We start from the raw sequence: 16022 nt of genomic DNA, 5'->3' as shown, positions 1-16022 counted from the left end.
GATAATGATTATCATTAATTGGAGTTTTTTTAAATTTTTTATTTGATTTCGTACGATTTTAATTCTAATATTAATCAATGAAGGAACATATTTAAATATTAATTTAAGTCATTGTTTTTATAATAAAATATGTAAAAATCGATCATGCTTCAATAAGTTTAATGAGAGCGGATATGCCTAAGAAATTTGAGAATTTTAATAATCCTAGAAAGAAAGCACTCGCAGGGATGAAGCAAAGCATTTCAGTAGAACTATGGGAAAAAAATTTAAACTTTTTAACCCACTTAAGAGCAAAAATTGCTAAACATCCAGTATCCCATCATCCGGCAATTGATACTTTAAATAACGGCGAAATTAATAAAGAAGACTTAAAAAAAATTCACTTAGAGTATCGCCATGCAATTGTGCAAACTTTTACTGATGCATTGCTCATGGCTCAATTTCAAACTAAACAATTAGAGCCGAGATTGCATGCTGGTGCAAAAATGTTCCCGCGTTTTCTTTTAAGTTTAAATATTTTTGATGAATTTGGATTTCGGCCAGGATTAGATAAAAACGGCTACTATCAGGGAAATCCTGAATATGCTCATTATCCCTTATTTGAAGATATATTGAATGATTTTGGTATTACAGAACAAGATCGTCTAACTTATCATCCGACTGAAATTGCAGATCAGGTTAGAGTATTTTTAGAAAATGCTTATGATGACTATAAAGCTGTTTCAGCCTTATTAGCAGTCGCAGAGGAAGAAGTCATTCTATATAGTCCACCTTTACGTAGAGCAACTAAAGCAGTTGGTCTAGATGTGGAGGGTGGTGGTTATTATCATGTACATGGTATCTCTGAGGATGAAAGTGCTGAAGCAGCAGATGATGATCATGAAGAAGATTTATGGTATGTCTTGATGCAAGCTTGTACAGAAGAAGACTATAACTATATTGAAAAATTATGCTTAGAGTATTGTGATTTATGGGAAAAGTTTTGGGATACACAATTAGAGAATTCGGAGCCCATGCGAAAGCAAATCTTAGCTTAATAGATGAAAGATGGATATTTAGTACGGAACGTAAGTGTATTTTAAAACATCTAAAATTTAGGGATAAAATAAATTTAAATTTTGAGTATTTTTTATAAGAGTAAAGCATATTCTATTTAGATATATATTAAAAAACCCCATAAACTTTTTGTTTATGAGGTTCGGTATTTGGTGGGCCCACACAGACTTGAACTGTGGACCAACGGATTATGAGTCCGCTGCTCTAACCAACTGAGCTATAGGCCCTATAAGTCAGAAAAGCTTTTAATCTCAATGCTTTTCAGTGCGTGCAATACTAATCAATTTTTTAATTAAACACAAGTCATTTTCTGAAGTAGACGCAAACTAAACCCAAAAATATTGTGTCTTATTGGTTAATATTTCAAGCGATAGTGATTCTAGCTTATGTGTACTTCAAGAGTAAAGTGGGAGAAGTTATTTATCGATCAATTAGAATTTATTCCAACAATCTATTGTGACGATGACTTAATTGTATTTGTAGTTTGAGACATTAATTTATATAAAATAAATTTTGTTTAAAATATAAGCATGAATTGTAGATATGCTGTTTGTGTTGTGAAATTATAGAATTAGAAAAAACTTATTTAAGATAAATATAAATGGTGATTAAAAATATTATATATTTTAATTAAGCTTTAGATATATGGTAGATTACCTTTTTAATTATATATTTCGAAAAATAATAGTTACAATAATTCTCTTAATAATATTCTAGCCTATGTGTAGTAAAAAATATAGCCTATTAGGCCAAATTACTGAAGAAAATAATATTATTAATTTTTAGATTAGCTTGAAATTTAAACTCAACTTAAAAAAGTAAACATTAATATATAAAGTTAGCAACTTTAATAATGAAATATAAAAGTAACGAAAAACGGATTCAATTTTTTTGATGCAAATAAATTTAATTAAAATATAATACTTTTTCTTAAGGTGTTGTTGTGTTTTTCTAAAAAAAGCTGTTAAGGGTGGTAATAGAAATTTTTATCATTAAAATATCTTTCCTTCTTTAAAGTATTTTCTATATGAAACCTAAATTGTGATTGTCTTCACAACAATACAAATGTTTGTATCTTATAAACTTTATTCTTGACTAAAACACTTGGTTTTAATAAAGTATAAGTGTATTTTTTACAAAACAAAATATTATTGCTTAATCCTGAAATACAACAAGAGGCCTACTTTCTAAGTAGGCTTTTTGTTTTTAGTATTATTTAGAGATATGGTACAGAGTAATAAGCTTAAGCTTTAAATAAACTAGATGTAACAAGAATCAAAATTATAAAAAATCCTTAGACTTTCAGAACTAACCTATAAAGTTTTATAAATTTTCTTGAATAATTTGAATTAACTCTCTAGCTGCTTTAGGTAAAGGGCGGTCTTGGAGCCAAATTAAATAAATAGATAAGGGTAGATGGTTTTTCGTATTTTTAAAATCTAAAAGGACTAAGTGACCTTGATCAATTTTATCTTGTACTAGTGATAAGGGAAAATTTCCCCAACCAAGTCCAGCTTCAACCATATTAATTGCTGTTTGTAGACTATTGGTTTTCCAGTACATTGTACCAATAATTGAACGGGAATCTGTCATTTCATGCTCACTACTCGCCACAACAATTTGTCTAATATTAATTAATTCCTCAATAGAAAACTGTTTTGTTCTATCTTGTAGAAGAGCGTGGTTAGAAGAAATCGTAGCCGCCACTGTTTCAGTCATTACCAATTGTAGATTCTCACGCATTTTTATATTGAGGTCTGAACCTGCTAAGCAAAGACTGATTTGCTCCGTATAAAGTAAATTGACAATGTCGTCTTGGGGAGCAGTAATCACTTCTATGTTCAGTAAAGGGAATTTATCGGCTAGTTTCTTTATTGAATGGAATAATAATTTTGTATTTACATCGGAAACAACGCCAATACGCAATTTGCTTTCAAGTCCTAAAGAAAGTTCATGTGCATGAGTGCTAAATAGCCTAAGTTGTTCAGAAATGATCCGTGCTTGAGGTTCCAAGGCTAATGCTGTAGCTGTAGGAATGACTTTTCGAGGAGTCCGTTCAAATAATATATAACCCAATTCTGCTTCTAAATTAGCAACGGCCATACTTACTGCTGAGGGGACTCGATTTAGTTTACGAGCAGCCGCAGAGAAAGAACCCGTATCGAGTACGGTTATGAAAAGTTCAATATTTTCACTGTTAAAATTCATTTTGATATCAGCTGAACTGAAAGCTATTAACTTTATATATGATTTTGACTGAAATTAAAATATAAGGAATGAAGCAGAGTTTATTGATTATGCAAGGTATAAAGCGTCGAATTGTATATGTTTCTTCCTATGAAATAATCGGAATGGTTATTTCATCAGTAGGGTTAGCGATTTTGGCAGGTGATAGTGTTGAACATACTGGACCACTATCTGTCATGATTACGACCATCGCTGTAACTTGGAATTTTATCTACAATATTTTATATGAGAAATGGGAAGCTAAACAAAACAGTCATATCCGTACAGTTAAGCGTAGAGTTGGACATGCCATCGGTTTTCAGCTTACTTTGGTGCTGTTTTTAATTCCTCTTATTTCGTGGTGGATGGATATTTCCCTGATTGCTGCTTTTTGGTTAGATGTGGCCTTTATTATCATTATTCCTGTCTATACTTTTATATTTAATTGGAGTTTTGATAAGTTATTTGGATTGCCTATTTCGGCACAGGCTAAAGCGCTAGCAGAATAACCGTAAAATTATTTTATAAGCTATCAAGGTGATCGACTTTGATAGCTTATCTAGTTTCATTATTTGGTTTGATTAATGACTAACTGTTTTGAAAACTTTAATTGAGCTTTCTTGGCGAAAATATAATAAATCAAAGCAGTAGAGATAAGACCTACGAGCCACGATAAATCGATTCCTCCTAGCATTGCCGCAATTTGACCCGTATAAAATTTACTATCAATAAATGGCAGTTGAATCAAAATACCTAGAAAGTAGCAGGTAATTCCAATCCGATTCCAACGGCCATACTTACCATTTGGATCATACAGTGCATCTACATCACATTCTTCTTTAGAGATAAAGTAGTAATCAACAAGATTAATGGCACTCCACGGAATAAAAAAGGTGAGTAAAAACAAAATAAATGCTTTAAAGGCGCTTAAAAAAGTATGTTCACCTATAATTGCAATAAAGGTTGAGACTACAACCATAGCAAGGACAATCAGTAATCTTGTTATTTTTGAGATGTGATTTGTCGATTTGAAACTATTCCAAATCGTAGCAATACACATAAAACTGCCATAGGCATTTAAGGTTGTCAGAGTAACTTTCCCAAAAGCGATACTAAAATATAGAAAGGTTACGACAAGGGCAATTGGGTTCATACCCACAACATATTGAACTTCATTTCCGACAAAATTGCCGTTTGCAACCTGAGCGATTAAAACGCCTAAGCTCATAGAAATTTGTGAGCCAATTAAAGAACCTAAGCCGACTGCCCAAAAAACACGAGATGAAGATGTTTTAGTTGGAAGATACCGAGAATAATCTGCAACATAGGGACCAAAAGAGATTTGCCAAGAAGCTGAAAGGGAAACTGCTAACAAGAATGAAGACCAGCTGAAATGACGTACTGCTAAGAGTTCAGAAAAATCAGAAAGTGCGAAGATCTGAGTCAAAATAATCACAAAAGCAATCAAACCAATAATACTGGCTACTTTGCCTACCAAATGGATTAAACGGTATCCAATCGTTGCGAATAAAATGATTAAACTTGCATAAATTAAGATACCAGTTGTATTGCTGACATGTGCCAAATGTGCAATTGCTTTACCCGCTAATACCTCTCCAGTTGCGGTAAAACCAATATACATAAGGCAAACGAGTATGATTGGAATACAAGCGCCATAAACCCCAAATTGCACACGGCTTGAAATCATTTGAGGGAGACCAAGTTTAGGACCTTGGGCAGCATGCAGTGCCATGACGGCAGCACCAAAACATTGTCCTACTAATAAGCCGATAATAGACCAAAAAACATCTCCGCCTAACACAACGGCTAGCGCGCCTGTCACAATGGCTGTGATTTGTAAGTTGGCACCGAACCATAGGGTGAATTGAGCAAATACTCCGCCATGTCTTTCATTTTCAGGAATAAAATCAATACTTCGATTTTCTATAAAACTACTATTAGGTTTCCCAGCCGATGAGTCCATTTCACTCTCCTTATCCTTTAAGAGCCATCCTATTCTTATTTATTCATATTTGTATAAGCAAATATAAACATGTATATACAAGTAATTTTAAGAAGAATCAAATATTTTTGAAGTATTGGACGTTAAAATTGAGTTAAATAATTCATAGATAAGTAGAAAAAGTATTTGACTGATTTTATTTTTTAAAATTTAAATGATAAAAAATAATATATGAAAAAGCCCTCAGCAGAGGGCTCGATTTTATACATTTGCGTCCAAAACTAGTTGGAAATAAGTTGGAAGTTCAGAAAATTGTACCAGTTGGGTCTTATCTTCTTGCTTAAAATAATACTGATAATTTGGCGTGTCTAAATGGTTATCTAGATATTGGGTTGCATCTGTAAACTGTGCTTTTGCAATCGGCTTATCTTTCTTGCATTTAATAATAACAGGATTTACGGAGTTTAATTTTACAGGAACACCATTTTCAAATTTAGCAGTTTCAATCAATAAGGAAATTTTGAAATCTCCGAAGGTTACACAGAAGTGACCTCCATTTTCAGTCTTAATTTCTCGGTCGGAGAAAAGATCTTTAAATAAATTCTTTAGGGATTCTCTGTGCTTATCTAAGGCAACTTGAAATTCATGATCTCGTTGCTCGATCTTTTCTTGCTCTTCTTGTAGCAATTTGGCTTGCTTTTCAATTGTTGTAAAATCCAGCTTCATTTTAATATCTCCTTTGGTAGTTTTAAAACTATATATGGCAATCTTTTATTAAGTTTTAAAGAAACATACAGTATTTGTTACAACGGAATAATTAAGATGAGCTTTTGTATGAATCATCACAAATATAAAAAATATTTTGAAAATATAAGAATTTAAAAAAAATGTTGAGAGATAATCTTTACATTTGGAAATGCTGCTACATATTAATAATAGATTTTTAATGTAGCAGCATATTTCTTATTTTGTACAATGTTTTATCATAAGTGGAGTGCTTTTAATTTTAAAAAATCCTCCGCTACTCATAACACCAAGCATCACTAAAACTGTTCCTAGCAACTGCCAGATATTGAGGGTTTGGCCAGTAAGTAGAGCAATTATCATACTGAACACTGGCACAAAGTTAAAAAAGACAGAAGCACGACCAGCACCTAACTTTTGTATACCATTAAACCAGAATAAATAAGCAATCATGGTAGAACAGATAACAACATATCCCATGGCTAAGTGCGCATTAATAGGGGCAGATGCAATTGCTGTAAGAGGATCTTCAAATATAACACTCAACAAACCAAGTGTTATTGCCCCGAACATCATAGAGAAAGTTGTTGTTTCTAGGGGGGTGGCATTTTTTACATAACGGCGAGACAGTACATTTGCTAGACAAAATCCAAATGCGCCCAATAATATAAATAGATCTCCAATGTCTATTTTGAGGTGCAGTAAAGTCGTTATATGTCCCTGACTAATCACCAGTAACACGCCACTTAAGCCAAATAAAACGCCTAAGAATTTATTAGTAGTAAGTTTTTCACCATCTAAAAGGATTGTCATTAATAGAGTCATTAATGGCGTAGTTGCCATAATCAAAGCACCGTTAACAGCTGATGTGGTTTGAAGGCCATAAAAACAGCCAATGTTGAAACCCGCAATTCCGATAACGCCAATAATAAGATAGATAACAAGATTTTCCCTTAAGGCTGTCCATCTAAGCTGACCCGTTATTGAAAAAATTACTAGCAAGCCTAGACTCGCAATTAAAAAGCGTTCAGACGCAGCGGATAACGGGGGCATATGTTGAATAATATAAGACATTGCATTAAATGCTGATCCCCAAAAAAACATTGTTAAGACAACACCAACATAGGCATAAGCCACCGTTCTGTTCATGGACAGGCTCCCATTAAGAAAGGTTTTATTCTCGGCAAATCTATAAAGGTGTACAATTCCATATTAATACACTTCTAATGTGAAAATTTGCACAATGATTGATTGGGAAAATTTGCATTACTTTTCAGTTTTTACCGAAGAAAAGTCACTTTCCGCTGCTGCCAGAAAATTGGGCGTAGATCATGCAACTGTGTCTAGAAGAATTGCTCAGCTAGAACAAAATTTAAAACTTAAATTAGTTGATCGTAGGCCCCGTACATACATTCTAACCCCTGATGGGCAACGCCTTGCACAGGTAGTTGCTCGTATGATGGAAGAAACTTTTTCTATTGAGCGTTTAACTCAGGCTGGTCAGCAAGAAGTAACGGGGATGGTTTCTATTAGTATGCCTCCCTTAACTGCTGCACATCTCATCATGCCTCATCTTGGTAAATTTTATCGTCATTATCCTCAATTAAAATTGCGGGTGCTGGGCGATGTTCATTATGTTTCTTTACAACATAGTGAGGCTGATATTGCGGTACGATTTGGACGTCCTAAAGATGAAAATTTAGTTGCTCGCAAAGTTGGAGAAGTGCCTTTTGGAATATATGCGGCATCAGATTATCTGGCTTCAACACGACCTGAAAATTATGAATGGATTAGTGTGGAAGTAGGAGGGGTACATGGTCAAAAACAGCAGAAGTTGAAAGAAAGATTAAATCATAAAGAACCTATAATGGTTACCAACCATCCAGAGTTACAGTGGAGAGCTGCATGTGGAGCAGTGGGTTTAGCCGTCTTACCTGATTTTTTGGGAACGCTCAATAATTTAGTTAAATTACCCGATGATTATCCGATGAGTGCTGAAATATGGTTGGTCACACACGAAGATTTACGACATAGTCCTGCCATACGAGTAGTAATGGATTTCCTTGTGAGCTGTTTTGAACCTTTTAAAATATAAATTTTGATTAATAAACAAATAGATGGAGGCTTACTCATCAAGGTGATATCATCTAGTTATCGGAAAAAAAGCCTGCATCTTCACGTGCTTGCTTTAAAGCTAAGATAAATGATAGTAATAAAAGTAGGCCTATAAATAAAAGGAAAAGATCAACTTTACTGATTGCGTAACCTATACTTGTAGCTCCTAGACTCAATAATATAATACATAATATTTTCCAAAAAATGAGCATGTTACGTTCTAATAAAGCCTAAGAATGTTGTTTGTCATTGAAGGGGATTTCTAAATTTATTTATGTTTTTTTTATTATAGATTATGTAATTCTTTATAATTTTTTAAAATTACAGTTTTATTGATTTTGTTTAAGTATTTGAAATAAATAAAATTTTATTTAAGATATGTAACCTAATTATTTCTTTTTTTAGAATTAAGTTTTTATTAATTAATAGAATGATAATTCTTTAGAAACACTATAAAATAGGACTTTAAAAAATAAATTCATTTTTTAATTTATTTAAAACAAAGTCTTAGTAAAGTTATTTAAATTTTTGTTAAAAAAAAGACTTGATTTTTAAGCTAAATTTTGGAATTATAGTTATGCAAATTGTGATCTATTTCCCACAATTTGTATTTCAGGTTAAGTGGTTATCACTAATGCTCATTTGCTATTTTCGCTTATGAGCATTTTTTTATGGAATTTTTTAATTTAACTACAAAGTTGTTAAAAATATTAGGATTAAACTTTTTAGCAGGTTTAAGCTTATGTATTTTTCATAAATCGTATCGGGATTAGTTAATCATATTGAATAGTCACCGTCGCTGTGGCTTTAACCTCACCTGCGGACACATTGGTGGCGGTCTGATAATAACGGGCAGTTAAAGGAATATCATATTCAACAGTTTGGTTGGAACTCACGTTACCTATATTGAGTTTGGTTGCTTTTTGAATCGGCTTATTTGCTCCATTCATATTCCATAACAGTTCAACACCCACACCGTTAGCTTTGATTGAGTTCGCAGCACTGTTGTTAATCACCTGATTATTGGAGGTATCAGAATTATAATCAAAACTTAAGCTGATCGTATTGCTCGTAGCGATACCAGAGTTGTTTTCGCCCCCATTACATAAGATCGATAGATTAAAATTCTGTTCCCCTTGGGTTGACCCAATCGCTCGAAAGCCTGATTTCATCACGGTTGGAAGTTGAACTGGTGTATCTACACCATTTTGAATTTCACATGAGGAGGAGGCGATGAGAATAGGGGCGTTACTCAATACGGTAGTTGTTAAAAATGGGCGATTTTGTTGACCTGATACATAATAGGTACTGTAACGTCCTGCTACTAATGCTCCTGAACCTGTGGTCATAGCAGTTTTAATGACTTCCATAACAAAATACCCTGGTGAAAGCGTATATGCTGTATTTGGTGTTAATGTACGTCTATATGGATAATATCCAGAAAAATCTGAAGCATCTGCAGCCTCTCGATAAAGGCGAATGCCAATACCAGGAATATTGGTTGCATAGACATTATTGCCTATAGTACTAACAGGATAGTTTAAAGGGAGAGCTGCAATAATTTGATCACTAGCACGATTACAAGTGGCAGTTGAATTATTAGGGGATATTGTAAAAGTATTTCTTTGTAATATAGTCCCTATAGGGTCAGTTGGTTTTACGACGATTTTACCTATGTTCATCGGAATATCGACTGTAGTGAATCCCTTACTTAAATTACAATTTGCATTTGTGTGGCTATAAGCAAATAGGCTCAATGCAAAAAAGCTAATTTTTATTAAAAACTTATTCATATACAGACTGCCTTTGTCATAATAATTGATTGGTTGTTGTGCTTTATTTGGTCCGTTAGGTCATATTTAATTTCGCATTTTTCAGTACTCTTATCTCCCCATTTCACATATAAGTGGTTACGGGTTAACTGGGTTCTTAAATAAATACGGCTGCCTTGCGCAACAATGCCTATTACTTCGTTATTTTGGTTATAAACCTGTGCGGCAAAAGGTAAATGTGAGCTATCTAATCTTGTGGCACTAATAAAAAGTGCATAACCTTTTTTTGTGGAGAATTGAACTTTAGTAATCGAGCCTGCATAGGGAGCAATACGTAAGCTACTTTCCGCTAGCTCAACCTGTGTAGACATATTTTGTGGATCAAGGCTAATGTCATTCATATGGTAAGGTGTAACATAGGGGATAACCGCATATCCTTTTTTGTTTATGCTGAGTCCTGGTGTATTACCGACTTGTGCTCCTGTTGCATCTGGTGCATAAACTAAAACCATTGTTTGAGCTTGATCTGGCCCAAACATAATTCCTTGGGAGTGGGCAACGATATTGCCACTCAAGTTAAGCATTTCTTGTTGATATGAGTCAGCGTAACTGAATGAAGCACCTAATGTTGTGTAGTTTGTCTTATAGTTGGCATTGATATTAAGATTCGTTTGACCATGGTCTTGATTGGAAATTGATGCACCATAATTCAAACGGCTTCCTGTAAAACCGCTAAAGCTCAAAATTTGGCTATCTTCATTTAGAAGACTATTAAAATTTAAAGAGCTTTTCTTAAAATCTAAGGGAAAGGATAGAGAAATGAGGTATTGAGTATCTTGGTCAGTTCGCCCGCCAGCTTCAATAGTTTCACTATTAATTGCAGAAAAACTATAAGTTAAATCTTTAAATTGATTGCTATAACCTAATTGGAATTGCTTATTAGTACTAGACTGGTTCCAATAGTTTGTCCACGAACCTACTAAATAGAAATTTCCCCATTGATTTGGAAGAGCTTGATTTAAATTAAGCTGGAATTCACTTTTTTGCTTACCTACCGAAAAACTATCAATATTTTGCTTTTGTAAGTCTTGAATTAAAATTGCATCCCGTAGCTTGAGATAGTTTTCTGTTGAATATCTATAAGTTGCTAGTGTTAGGTTAGTATGCGTTGGAGAAAATAACTTATTGTAACTTAGACGATAACTTTGCCCTGTCATTTTAGCTTGATGGGAAAAATTGGCATTTGATTGAGTTGCATCAAAAGAAATAGCACCAACAGGTATTGAAAAAGCTGTACCTAACAATACAGAGAAATACTGCTGTGTTCCTTGAATTGCGCTATAAGTTGTAAGGTAATTGTTGATTCCACGTTGATATTTACCCTGTATTAACCATGGAGTTAATTTAATGTTTGGGTCTCGAAATTGTCCTAAGGTGAATGAATACCGACTCATTTGAGGACGCAGCATTTCAATGACAGAAGCATATGGAATAGAATATTTTTGAACTACTCCATTAGATTCAAGTACCGAAACTTGTAACTCACCTCCAAATCCTGTGGGATAAAGATCATTAATCTCAAAGTTTCCTGGTGGGACTGTAGTCTGGTAAATTAAATTACCTTGTTGTCTAACTTCGACTTTTGCATTGGTTTTTGCATAACCTCGAACTCTTGGAGCATAACCGAGCATACTATTTGGAAGCATTCGGTCATCACTTGAAATATTCATTCCACGATATGGCAAAGAGTCAATAAAATCGCTATTAGTAAAATAATCTCCTAAAGTCACAACACCGTGAATATCGGGAAATGCCTTTTGCACATATGTATTTGTCGAAGTATAAGAAGAATTATTAGATTGAGAATTAGATTGGCTTTGCCATTTCCATTGTCCATTATGGCGAAACTGCCAACTTGCTAAATTCGCTCCTAGATTCGTTCCCATAAAAGCATAACTATTTTCATGTTGTTGATTGACTATTCGATATGCTGTTGCGTTGTAGGTTAAAAATGCTGCATTAATACCTCTATCCCACAGATGTGGATCGATATAACCTTGCGGATTTTTTTCTAAGACGACTTGCGGGATCGAAATATCAATTCTTAAACGGGAACTATCAAATACATAAAAAGCACTATCTATCCATGAAGCGAGAGCTTTACATGAAAGAGATGAATTAGAGTCATGTTGACTTAGAACATCAGCTTTTACACCATATTCAAGGAGCATCGCCTCTGTAAAACATGTTTCAGCATTTGTGTTAGGAGCTGAGGCAGTAAATCGCATACGCCGTTTACCCAGCCATTGACCATTAACGTAGACATCTAAGCTATATTCACCAGGTAGGATAGGATTGCCATATTTGAAACGAGCTATATCAATTTTTTGTGCATTACCGACTAAGAAGTTGCTATCAAATTCAGCCTTTGTAAAATGTGGAATGTCAGTATTATTTTCAGCATATATAGCCATAGGCATGAATAGCGTAATACTTGAGACGACATAACAAGTAAAGGGGCTTTTTAAACATATATAAGGTATAAACCATTTAGACATAGTTCTAGAGCCTACTCATGATAGGTTTTAAATTTTCTTAAGAAATACAATGAGGTTAGAATTTTATTGGGTGCTCAACTCGTCCACCGTAATCATTGATATACACAAAGCTCATATCTGCTAAGTTTTTATTTTTTAGTTTAATTTTATCCTCTGAATAAGGGGCAATCATTAAGCCTTGTTGCAATAAGTCTGTTTTATGGCTTTCACTTCCTTGAAAAATGGAGGTAATAGTAAGAAAAAAAGGTGTCGGATTTTTTATCATTAGATATTGATCATTTATTTTCCACTCGACTTTGTCACTTAGTTGATCAATATTTTCTTTTAGATCTATAGGGCGGTAAAAAAATTTAATTCGCGAACGAACAGCGAGTTGCAAAAAATTGTTAGAGGTTGTTGTGGTTTGACCTTGTTGAGTTCTCCCTTCAGGTTTAGGAGGGATATCTAAAACATTAAGCCAAAAAATAGATTCTTGTTGTTGGCTTAGTTGAGATGTAGTAGGCAACGCTGTAATTCTTAAAGTTTGCCCCTTAGTTGCTTCTACTCTTGAAATTGGTGGAGTAATAATGAAAGGTACATTTGTTTCATCTGGTGTTGACTTTGCATTTCCATCATCGATCCATGCTTGAACAAGAGACGGGGCCGTGCCGTTATTACTCAGTTGTAATGTGATCTCACGGGCATTTGAAGGATAAATGACACGAGTACCATGTAAAACAATCTCAGCATGACCTGTAGTAGTGAGCGCTACTTGCAGACAAACTAATCCCCAAAAAAATTTACGACCACGAAAAAGCATCAGTCATATTCTCAATAACAAATAATAGGTAGGAAATAGCTTCTATTCATGAATAGAAGCTTCAATTTTAATTTTATTGATAAATAATCGTGTATTTTACTTGCGATGTTACCGTACCAGCAGTAGAAGCACCTGTAGCATAATATTCAGCATAATAGTTAAGATCGGCACTACCGCCTGTTGAAACATTTACCCATTGGGAATTCGTTTGAGTTTCATTTGTGCCTGTAGAAAGTACTGGAATTACAGTGTTATTGCTGCCAAGTAACTGAATATTCACATTTGTTGCTGCACCAGAAGTTGCTTGGTTTAATAAACGACCCGTATTAAAGTCCACGGTTGCGCCTGGTTCAAAATAAGTTGCGACTTTACCTGCAGCAGCACAGTTCGTTAAGTTAATTTGAAAAGGTGTGCGACCAGCTACATCACCAGCATTTTTTAAGGTTTGAGATGAAACAGTAGGCAAATTGATTGTTAAATTTTTATCTCCAGTATCAATAGTACAAGTATTATCCGTGACAAGACCATTAATAGTAATTGTGCCATCTGCTGCTTGTGCATTTGTTATATTTAAGAGAGAAACTGTCGCCACCAAAATAAATTTTTTCATAAAATCCCCAGAATAGCTTTTTAAAATAAAATCCATTACTTTTCAGTAAGTTTATTCTGATTAAGTAAGGCGAAGGAAATATATCACTTTTCAATCAAAAAACAAGAAAAACATTATATTTATATATATTTTGATAAATTATTTTTATTAATAAAAATTAAAAAATTTATTTTTTATTATTTGGTAGAGTAATTAATTAGTTTTTATTTAAAATAGATTTTAAAAAATAGTAATATCTAAGTAATTGTATTCTATTGAATTAATGAAATTTTAAAATATTAAAGATAATATATATCTAATATTTTTGATTAAGTAATTGTTTTTGAATGATAAAATTGTTTTGTGTGTATCTTATAAATATATTTAATTTTTTAAGAATTTTTTAAGGTTCAATTCCTACTGTTTTAGTTGTAATTCAATAAAAGATAATCTGGAGTTCAGTTCCATGAATACTATGAAGTATAGCTATAAACCTAATTACTTTTTCTTTGCTCATAAATTGGTTTTATTTTTAAAGGATTATCTCATCAAGCATCCGACGGAGCAGCAAACAACATTTAACTTGCAAACGATTTATGACATCTTTAGTCATGATCTTGCTTCAAGTACGACAAACCTTGAAGGTATTTTAAATATTGCAGATGAATACGTCTTTGAAACAGAAGATGGCTTACTTCCATTAATTAGTAAGCACTCAGTCAATCTCAAAAATCATGTACTTTCTTTAGAATTTACACCTCAAGCCTTGGCAAGTCTATTGTCAGGTCATTCGTTAGTAAATCCTAAAGCAGCTTAGATTTTCTTTTAAGGTAGAGTGAACTCATATAAAATTCATAAAATTTATTTTTAAGAGTTATTTATGAGTAAAGACTTTAAGGCCTTAACTTATATTGCGGATGAGAATGTAGCAGATACAGTGACTTGGCTTTTACACCATCAAGATGTTTTTGATTCTTTTAATTTTGATGTGTTGAGCCAAGAATTCACAGTAACGCATGCAGCAGGAAAGGATATTATTCGAGTCGGAACCTTTCTGAATGCTAATTACGGAATATTAGTAACTTCTATATAAATAAAAAAAAGCCCTGAATGATCAGGGCTTTTAAATTTTTAACTTGAGTTAAGCACTCATTGCATCTACTGATAAATCAGCAACTGTTGGCTTTGGTTTTTCAGCCGTTAAACCTAGTTTATTAAATAAAGCTTGGTCTTTACCTTCACCGGCATTTGGTGTGGTCAGTAGTTTATCACCAGAGAATAATGAGTTTGCACCTGCCATAAATGCTAATGCTTGATCTGAATCACTTAATGACTCACGACCAGCAGACAAACGAATATAGCTATGCGGCATGATAATACGCGCCACAGCAATAGTACGAATCCACTCAATAACATCAAGCTTTTCAACATCAGCTAAAGGTGTTCCTTCAATTGGAACAAGCATATTGATTGGCACAGATTCAGGATGAATTGGTAGGGTAGCTAGTTCATGTAATAAACCAATTCGGTCTTCACGAGTTTCGCCTAAACCTACAATACCGCCACTACAAACTTTCATACCAGCTTGACGAACATAATCAAGGGTATTTAAACGATCATCAAAAGTACGAGTACTAATAATGTGAGAGTAATACTCACGAGATGTATCTAAATTGTGGTTGTAGTAATCTAAACCAGCAACTTTTAGGCGTTCTGCTTGAGATTGGTTAAGCATGCCTAAAGTCATACAGGTTTCCATACCTAATGCTTTAACTTCACGTACCATTTCTAAAACATAAGGCATATCGCGCTCATGTGGGTTACGCCAAGCAGCACCCATACAAAAACGTGAAGAACCGGAATCTTTTGCAGCTTTCGCTTCACTAATCACTTTTTCTACAGCAATACGTTTTTCTGCTTCTAGTTTTGATTCGTAATGTGCCGATTGTGAGCAGTATTTGCAATCTTCAGGACATTTACCCGTTTTAATAGATAAAAGGGTACTGACCTGAATTGAATTGGCAGTGAAGTGCTCACGATGTACTTGTTGAGCCTTGAAAACTAAATCCAAAAAAGGTTGTTCATATAAAGCTTGGATTTCTTCACGATTCCAATCATTACGTAGAGTCATTGTCATATCCATGATGATGGCATTAATTCACTATACATAATCATACAGAATTCGTATTAAAGCTATAGG

Annotated in this window: 15 protein-coding genes and 1 tRNA gene; 5 read left to right on the top strand and 11 right to left on the bottom strand. The window is 33.7% G+C overall.

Annotated features, from left to right (window positions below; all coding sequences use genetic code 11):
- Positions 1 to 173 precede the first annotated feature (173 nt).
- Positions 174 to 1037: an iron-containing redox enzyme family protein gene (locus KTJ10_RS01650; RefSeq protein ID WP_262441182.1), complete on the top strand. Its 864-nt coding sequence runs from the start codon at positions 174 to 176 to the stop codon at positions 1035 to 1037.
- Between the two features lie 169 nt (positions 1038 to 1206).
- Here KTJ10_RS01650 and KTJ10_RS01645 read toward each other — a convergent pair.
- Positions 1207 to 1283, bottom strand: a tRNA-Ile gene (locus tag KTJ10_RS01645).
- 1096 nt (positions 1284 to 2379) lie between these two features.
- The gene (locus KTJ10_RS01640) at positions 2380 to 3264 is read right to left on the bottom strand and encodes a LysR family transcriptional regulator (protein ID WP_262441181.1); all 885 of its coding nucleotides are present in this window, start codon (positions 3262 to 3264) and stop codon (positions 2380 to 2382) included.
- Between the two features lie 89 nt (positions 3265 to 3353).
- Here KTJ10_RS01640 and KTJ10_RS01635 point away from each other — a divergent pair, with 89 nt between their 5' ends.
- Positions 3354 to 3791 carry a PACE efflux transporter gene (locus KTJ10_RS01635; protein WP_262441418.1) on the top strand — a complete coding sequence of 146 codons (438 nt, stop codon included), beginning with the start codon at positions 3354 to 3356 and terminating at the stop codon, positions 3789 to 3791.
- A gap of 59 nt (positions 3792 to 3850) precedes the next feature.
- Here KTJ10_RS01635 and KTJ10_RS01630 read toward each other — a convergent pair whose 3' ends face one another.
- From KTJ10_RS01630 to KTJ10_RS01620, 3 genes are all read right to left on the bottom strand, one after another.
- A complete protein-coding gene (locus KTJ10_RS01630; protein WP_262441180.1) occupies positions 3851 to 5266 on the bottom strand; it encodes a purine-cytosine permease family protein in 1416 nt (471 codons plus the stop codon).
- A 240-nt stretch (positions 5267 to 5506) separates the two neighbouring features.
- A complete protein-coding gene (locus KTJ10_RS01625; RefSeq protein WP_017482308.1) occupies positions 5507 to 5971 on the bottom strand; it encodes a hypothetical protein in 465 nt (154 codons plus the stop codon).
- A gap of 237 nt (positions 5972 to 6208) precedes the next feature.
- Positions 6209 to 7138, bottom strand: a complete 930-nt coding sequence (locus KTJ10_RS01620) for a DMT family transporter (RefSeq protein ID WP_199992485.1) — start codon at positions 7136 to 7138, stop codon at positions 6209 to 6211.
- Positions 7139 to 7232: 94 nt separating this feature from the next.
- Between KTJ10_RS01620 and KTJ10_RS01615 the strand changes: the two genes are divergently transcribed.
- Complete coding sequence (locus KTJ10_RS01615; RefSeq protein WP_262441179.1) at positions 7233 to 8084, top strand: LysR family transcriptional regulator; 852 nt, start codon at positions 7233 to 7235, stop codon at positions 8082 to 8084.
- A 52-nt stretch (positions 8085 to 8136) separates the two neighbouring features.
- On the opposite strand, the gene KTJ10_RS01610 is transcribed toward KTJ10_RS01615, so the two are convergent.
- The 5 genes from KTJ10_RS01610 to KTJ10_RS01590 form a co-directional block, all read right to left on the bottom strand.
- Positions 8137 to 8316, bottom strand: a complete 180-nt coding sequence (locus KTJ10_RS01610) for a hypothetical protein (protein WP_086264529.1) — start codon at positions 8314 to 8316, stop codon at positions 8137 to 8139.
- 561 nt (positions 8317 to 8877) lie between these two features.
- Positions 8878 to 9897, bottom strand: a complete 1020-nt coding sequence (locus KTJ10_RS01605; protein WP_262441178.1) for a fimbrial protein — start codon at positions 9895 to 9897, stop codon at positions 8878 to 8880.
- Complete coding sequence (locus KTJ10_RS01600; RefSeq protein WP_262441417.1) at positions 9894 to 12350, bottom strand: fimbria/pilus outer membrane usher protein; 2457 nt, start codon at positions 12348 to 12350, stop codon at positions 9894 to 9896. The genes KTJ10_RS01605 and KTJ10_RS01600 overlap by 4 nt, the downstream gene beginning before the upstream one ends.
- A gap of 139 nt (positions 12351 to 12489) precedes the next feature.
- Positions 12490 to 13233: a molecular chaperone gene (locus KTJ10_RS01595; RefSeq protein WP_017403195.1), complete on the bottom strand. Its 744-nt coding sequence runs from the start codon at positions 13231 to 13233 to the stop codon at positions 12490 to 12492.
- A 73-nt stretch (positions 13234 to 13306) separates the two neighbouring features.
- Positions 13307 to 13879 carry a fimbrial protein gene (locus tag KTJ10_RS01590; protein ID WP_262441177.1) on the bottom strand — a complete coding sequence of 191 codons (573 nt, stop codon included), beginning with the start codon at positions 13877 to 13879 and terminating at the stop codon, positions 13307 to 13309.
- A gap of 409 nt (positions 13880 to 14288) precedes the next feature.
- On the opposite strand from KTJ10_RS01590, the gene KTJ10_RS01585 reads away from it, so the two are divergent.
- Positions 14289 to 14639 carry a hypothetical protein gene (locus tag KTJ10_RS01585; RefSeq protein WP_017386793.1) on the top strand — a complete coding sequence of 117 codons (351 nt, stop codon included), beginning with the start codon at positions 14289 to 14291 and terminating at the stop codon, positions 14637 to 14639.
- Between the two features lie 63 nt (positions 14640 to 14702).
- Positions 14703 to 14915, top strand: a complete 213-nt coding sequence (locus KTJ10_RS01580; RefSeq protein ID WP_262441176.1) for a hypothetical protein — start codon at positions 14703 to 14705, stop codon at positions 14913 to 14915.
- A 48-nt stretch (positions 14916 to 14963) separates the two neighbouring features.
- Here the strand turns inward: KTJ10_RS01580 and bioB are convergent, their stop codons facing one another.
- Positions 14964 to 15953, bottom strand: coding sequence for a biotin synthase BioB (gene bioB / locus KTJ10_RS01575; protein ID WP_017386794.1), 990 nt, complete (start codon positions 15951 to 15953; stop codon positions 14964 to 14966).
- Between the last annotated feature and the right edge of the window lie 69 nt (positions 15954 to 16022).

This window comes from Acinetobacter sp. WU_MDCI_Abxc222 (genome assembly GCF_025514755.1).
Taxonomy (GTDB): Bacteria; Pseudomonadota; Gammaproteobacteria; order Pseudomonadales; family Moraxellaceae; genus Acinetobacter; species Acinetobacter geminorum.
The sequence above is the reverse complement of the archived record's forward strand: the minus strand, read 5'-3'. Positions and strand labels throughout refer to the sequence as shown.

Excerpts from the sequence above, each read along its gene's own strand:
- KTJ10_RS01605 (WP_262441178.1), bottom strand. The coding sequence starts at position 9,897 with ATGAATAAGTTTTTAATAAAAATTAGCTTTTTTGCATTGAGCCTATTT.
- KTJ10_RS01630 (WP_262441180.1), bottom strand. The coding sequence starts at position 5,266 with ATGGACTCATCGGCTGGGAAACCTAATAGTAGTTTTATAGAAAATCGA.
- KTJ10_RS01610 (WP_086264529.1), bottom strand. The coding sequence starts at position 8,316 with ATGCTCATTTTTTGGAAAATATTATGTATTATATTATTGAGTCTAGGA.
- KTJ10_RS01640 (WP_262441181.1), bottom strand. The coding sequence starts at position 3,264 with ATGAATTTTAACAGTGAAAATATTGAACTTTTCATAACCGTACTCGAT.
- KTJ10_RS01600 (WP_262441417.1), bottom strand. The coding sequence starts at position 12,350 with ATGGCTATATATGCTGAAAATAATACTGACATTCCACATTTTACAAAG.
- KTJ10_RS01585 (WP_017386793.1), top strand. The coding sequence starts at position 14,289 with ATGAATACTATGAAGTATAGCTATAAACCTAATTACTTTTTCTTTGCT.
- KTJ10_RS01635 (WP_262441418.1), top strand. The coding sequence starts at position 3,354 with ATGCAAGGTATAAAGCGTCGAATTGTATATGTTTCTTCCTATGAAATA.
- KTJ10_RS01590 (WP_262441177.1), bottom strand. The coding sequence starts at position 13,879 with ATGGATTTTATTTTAAAAAGCTATTCTGGGGATTTTATGAAAAAATTT.
- bioB (WP_017386794.1), bottom strand. The coding sequence starts at position 15,953 with ATGACTCTACGTAATGATTGGAATCGTGAAGAAATCCAAGCTTTATAT.
- KTJ10_RS01650 (WP_262441182.1), top strand. The coding sequence starts at position 174 with ATGCCTAAGAAATTTGAGAATTTTAATAATCCTAGAAAGAAAGCACTC.
- KTJ10_RS01580 (WP_262441176.1), top strand. The coding sequence starts at position 14,703 with ATGAGTAAAGACTTTAAGGCCTTAACTTATATTGCGGATGAGAATGTA.
- KTJ10_RS01615 (WP_262441179.1), top strand. The coding sequence starts at position 7,233 with ATGATTGATTGGGAAAATTTGCATTACTTTTCAGTTTTTACCGAAGAA.
- KTJ10_RS01620 (WP_199992485.1), bottom strand. The coding sequence starts at position 7,138 with ATGAACAGAACGGTGGCTTATGCCTATGTTGGTGTTGTCTTAACAATG.
- KTJ10_RS01595 (WP_017403195.1), bottom strand. The coding sequence starts at position 13,233 with ATGCTTTTTCGTGGTCGTAAATTTTTTTGGGGATTAGTTTGTCTGCAA.
- KTJ10_RS01625 (WP_017482308.1), bottom strand. The coding sequence starts at position 5,971 with ATGAAGCTGGATTTTACAACAATTGAAAAGCAAGCCAAATTGCTACAA.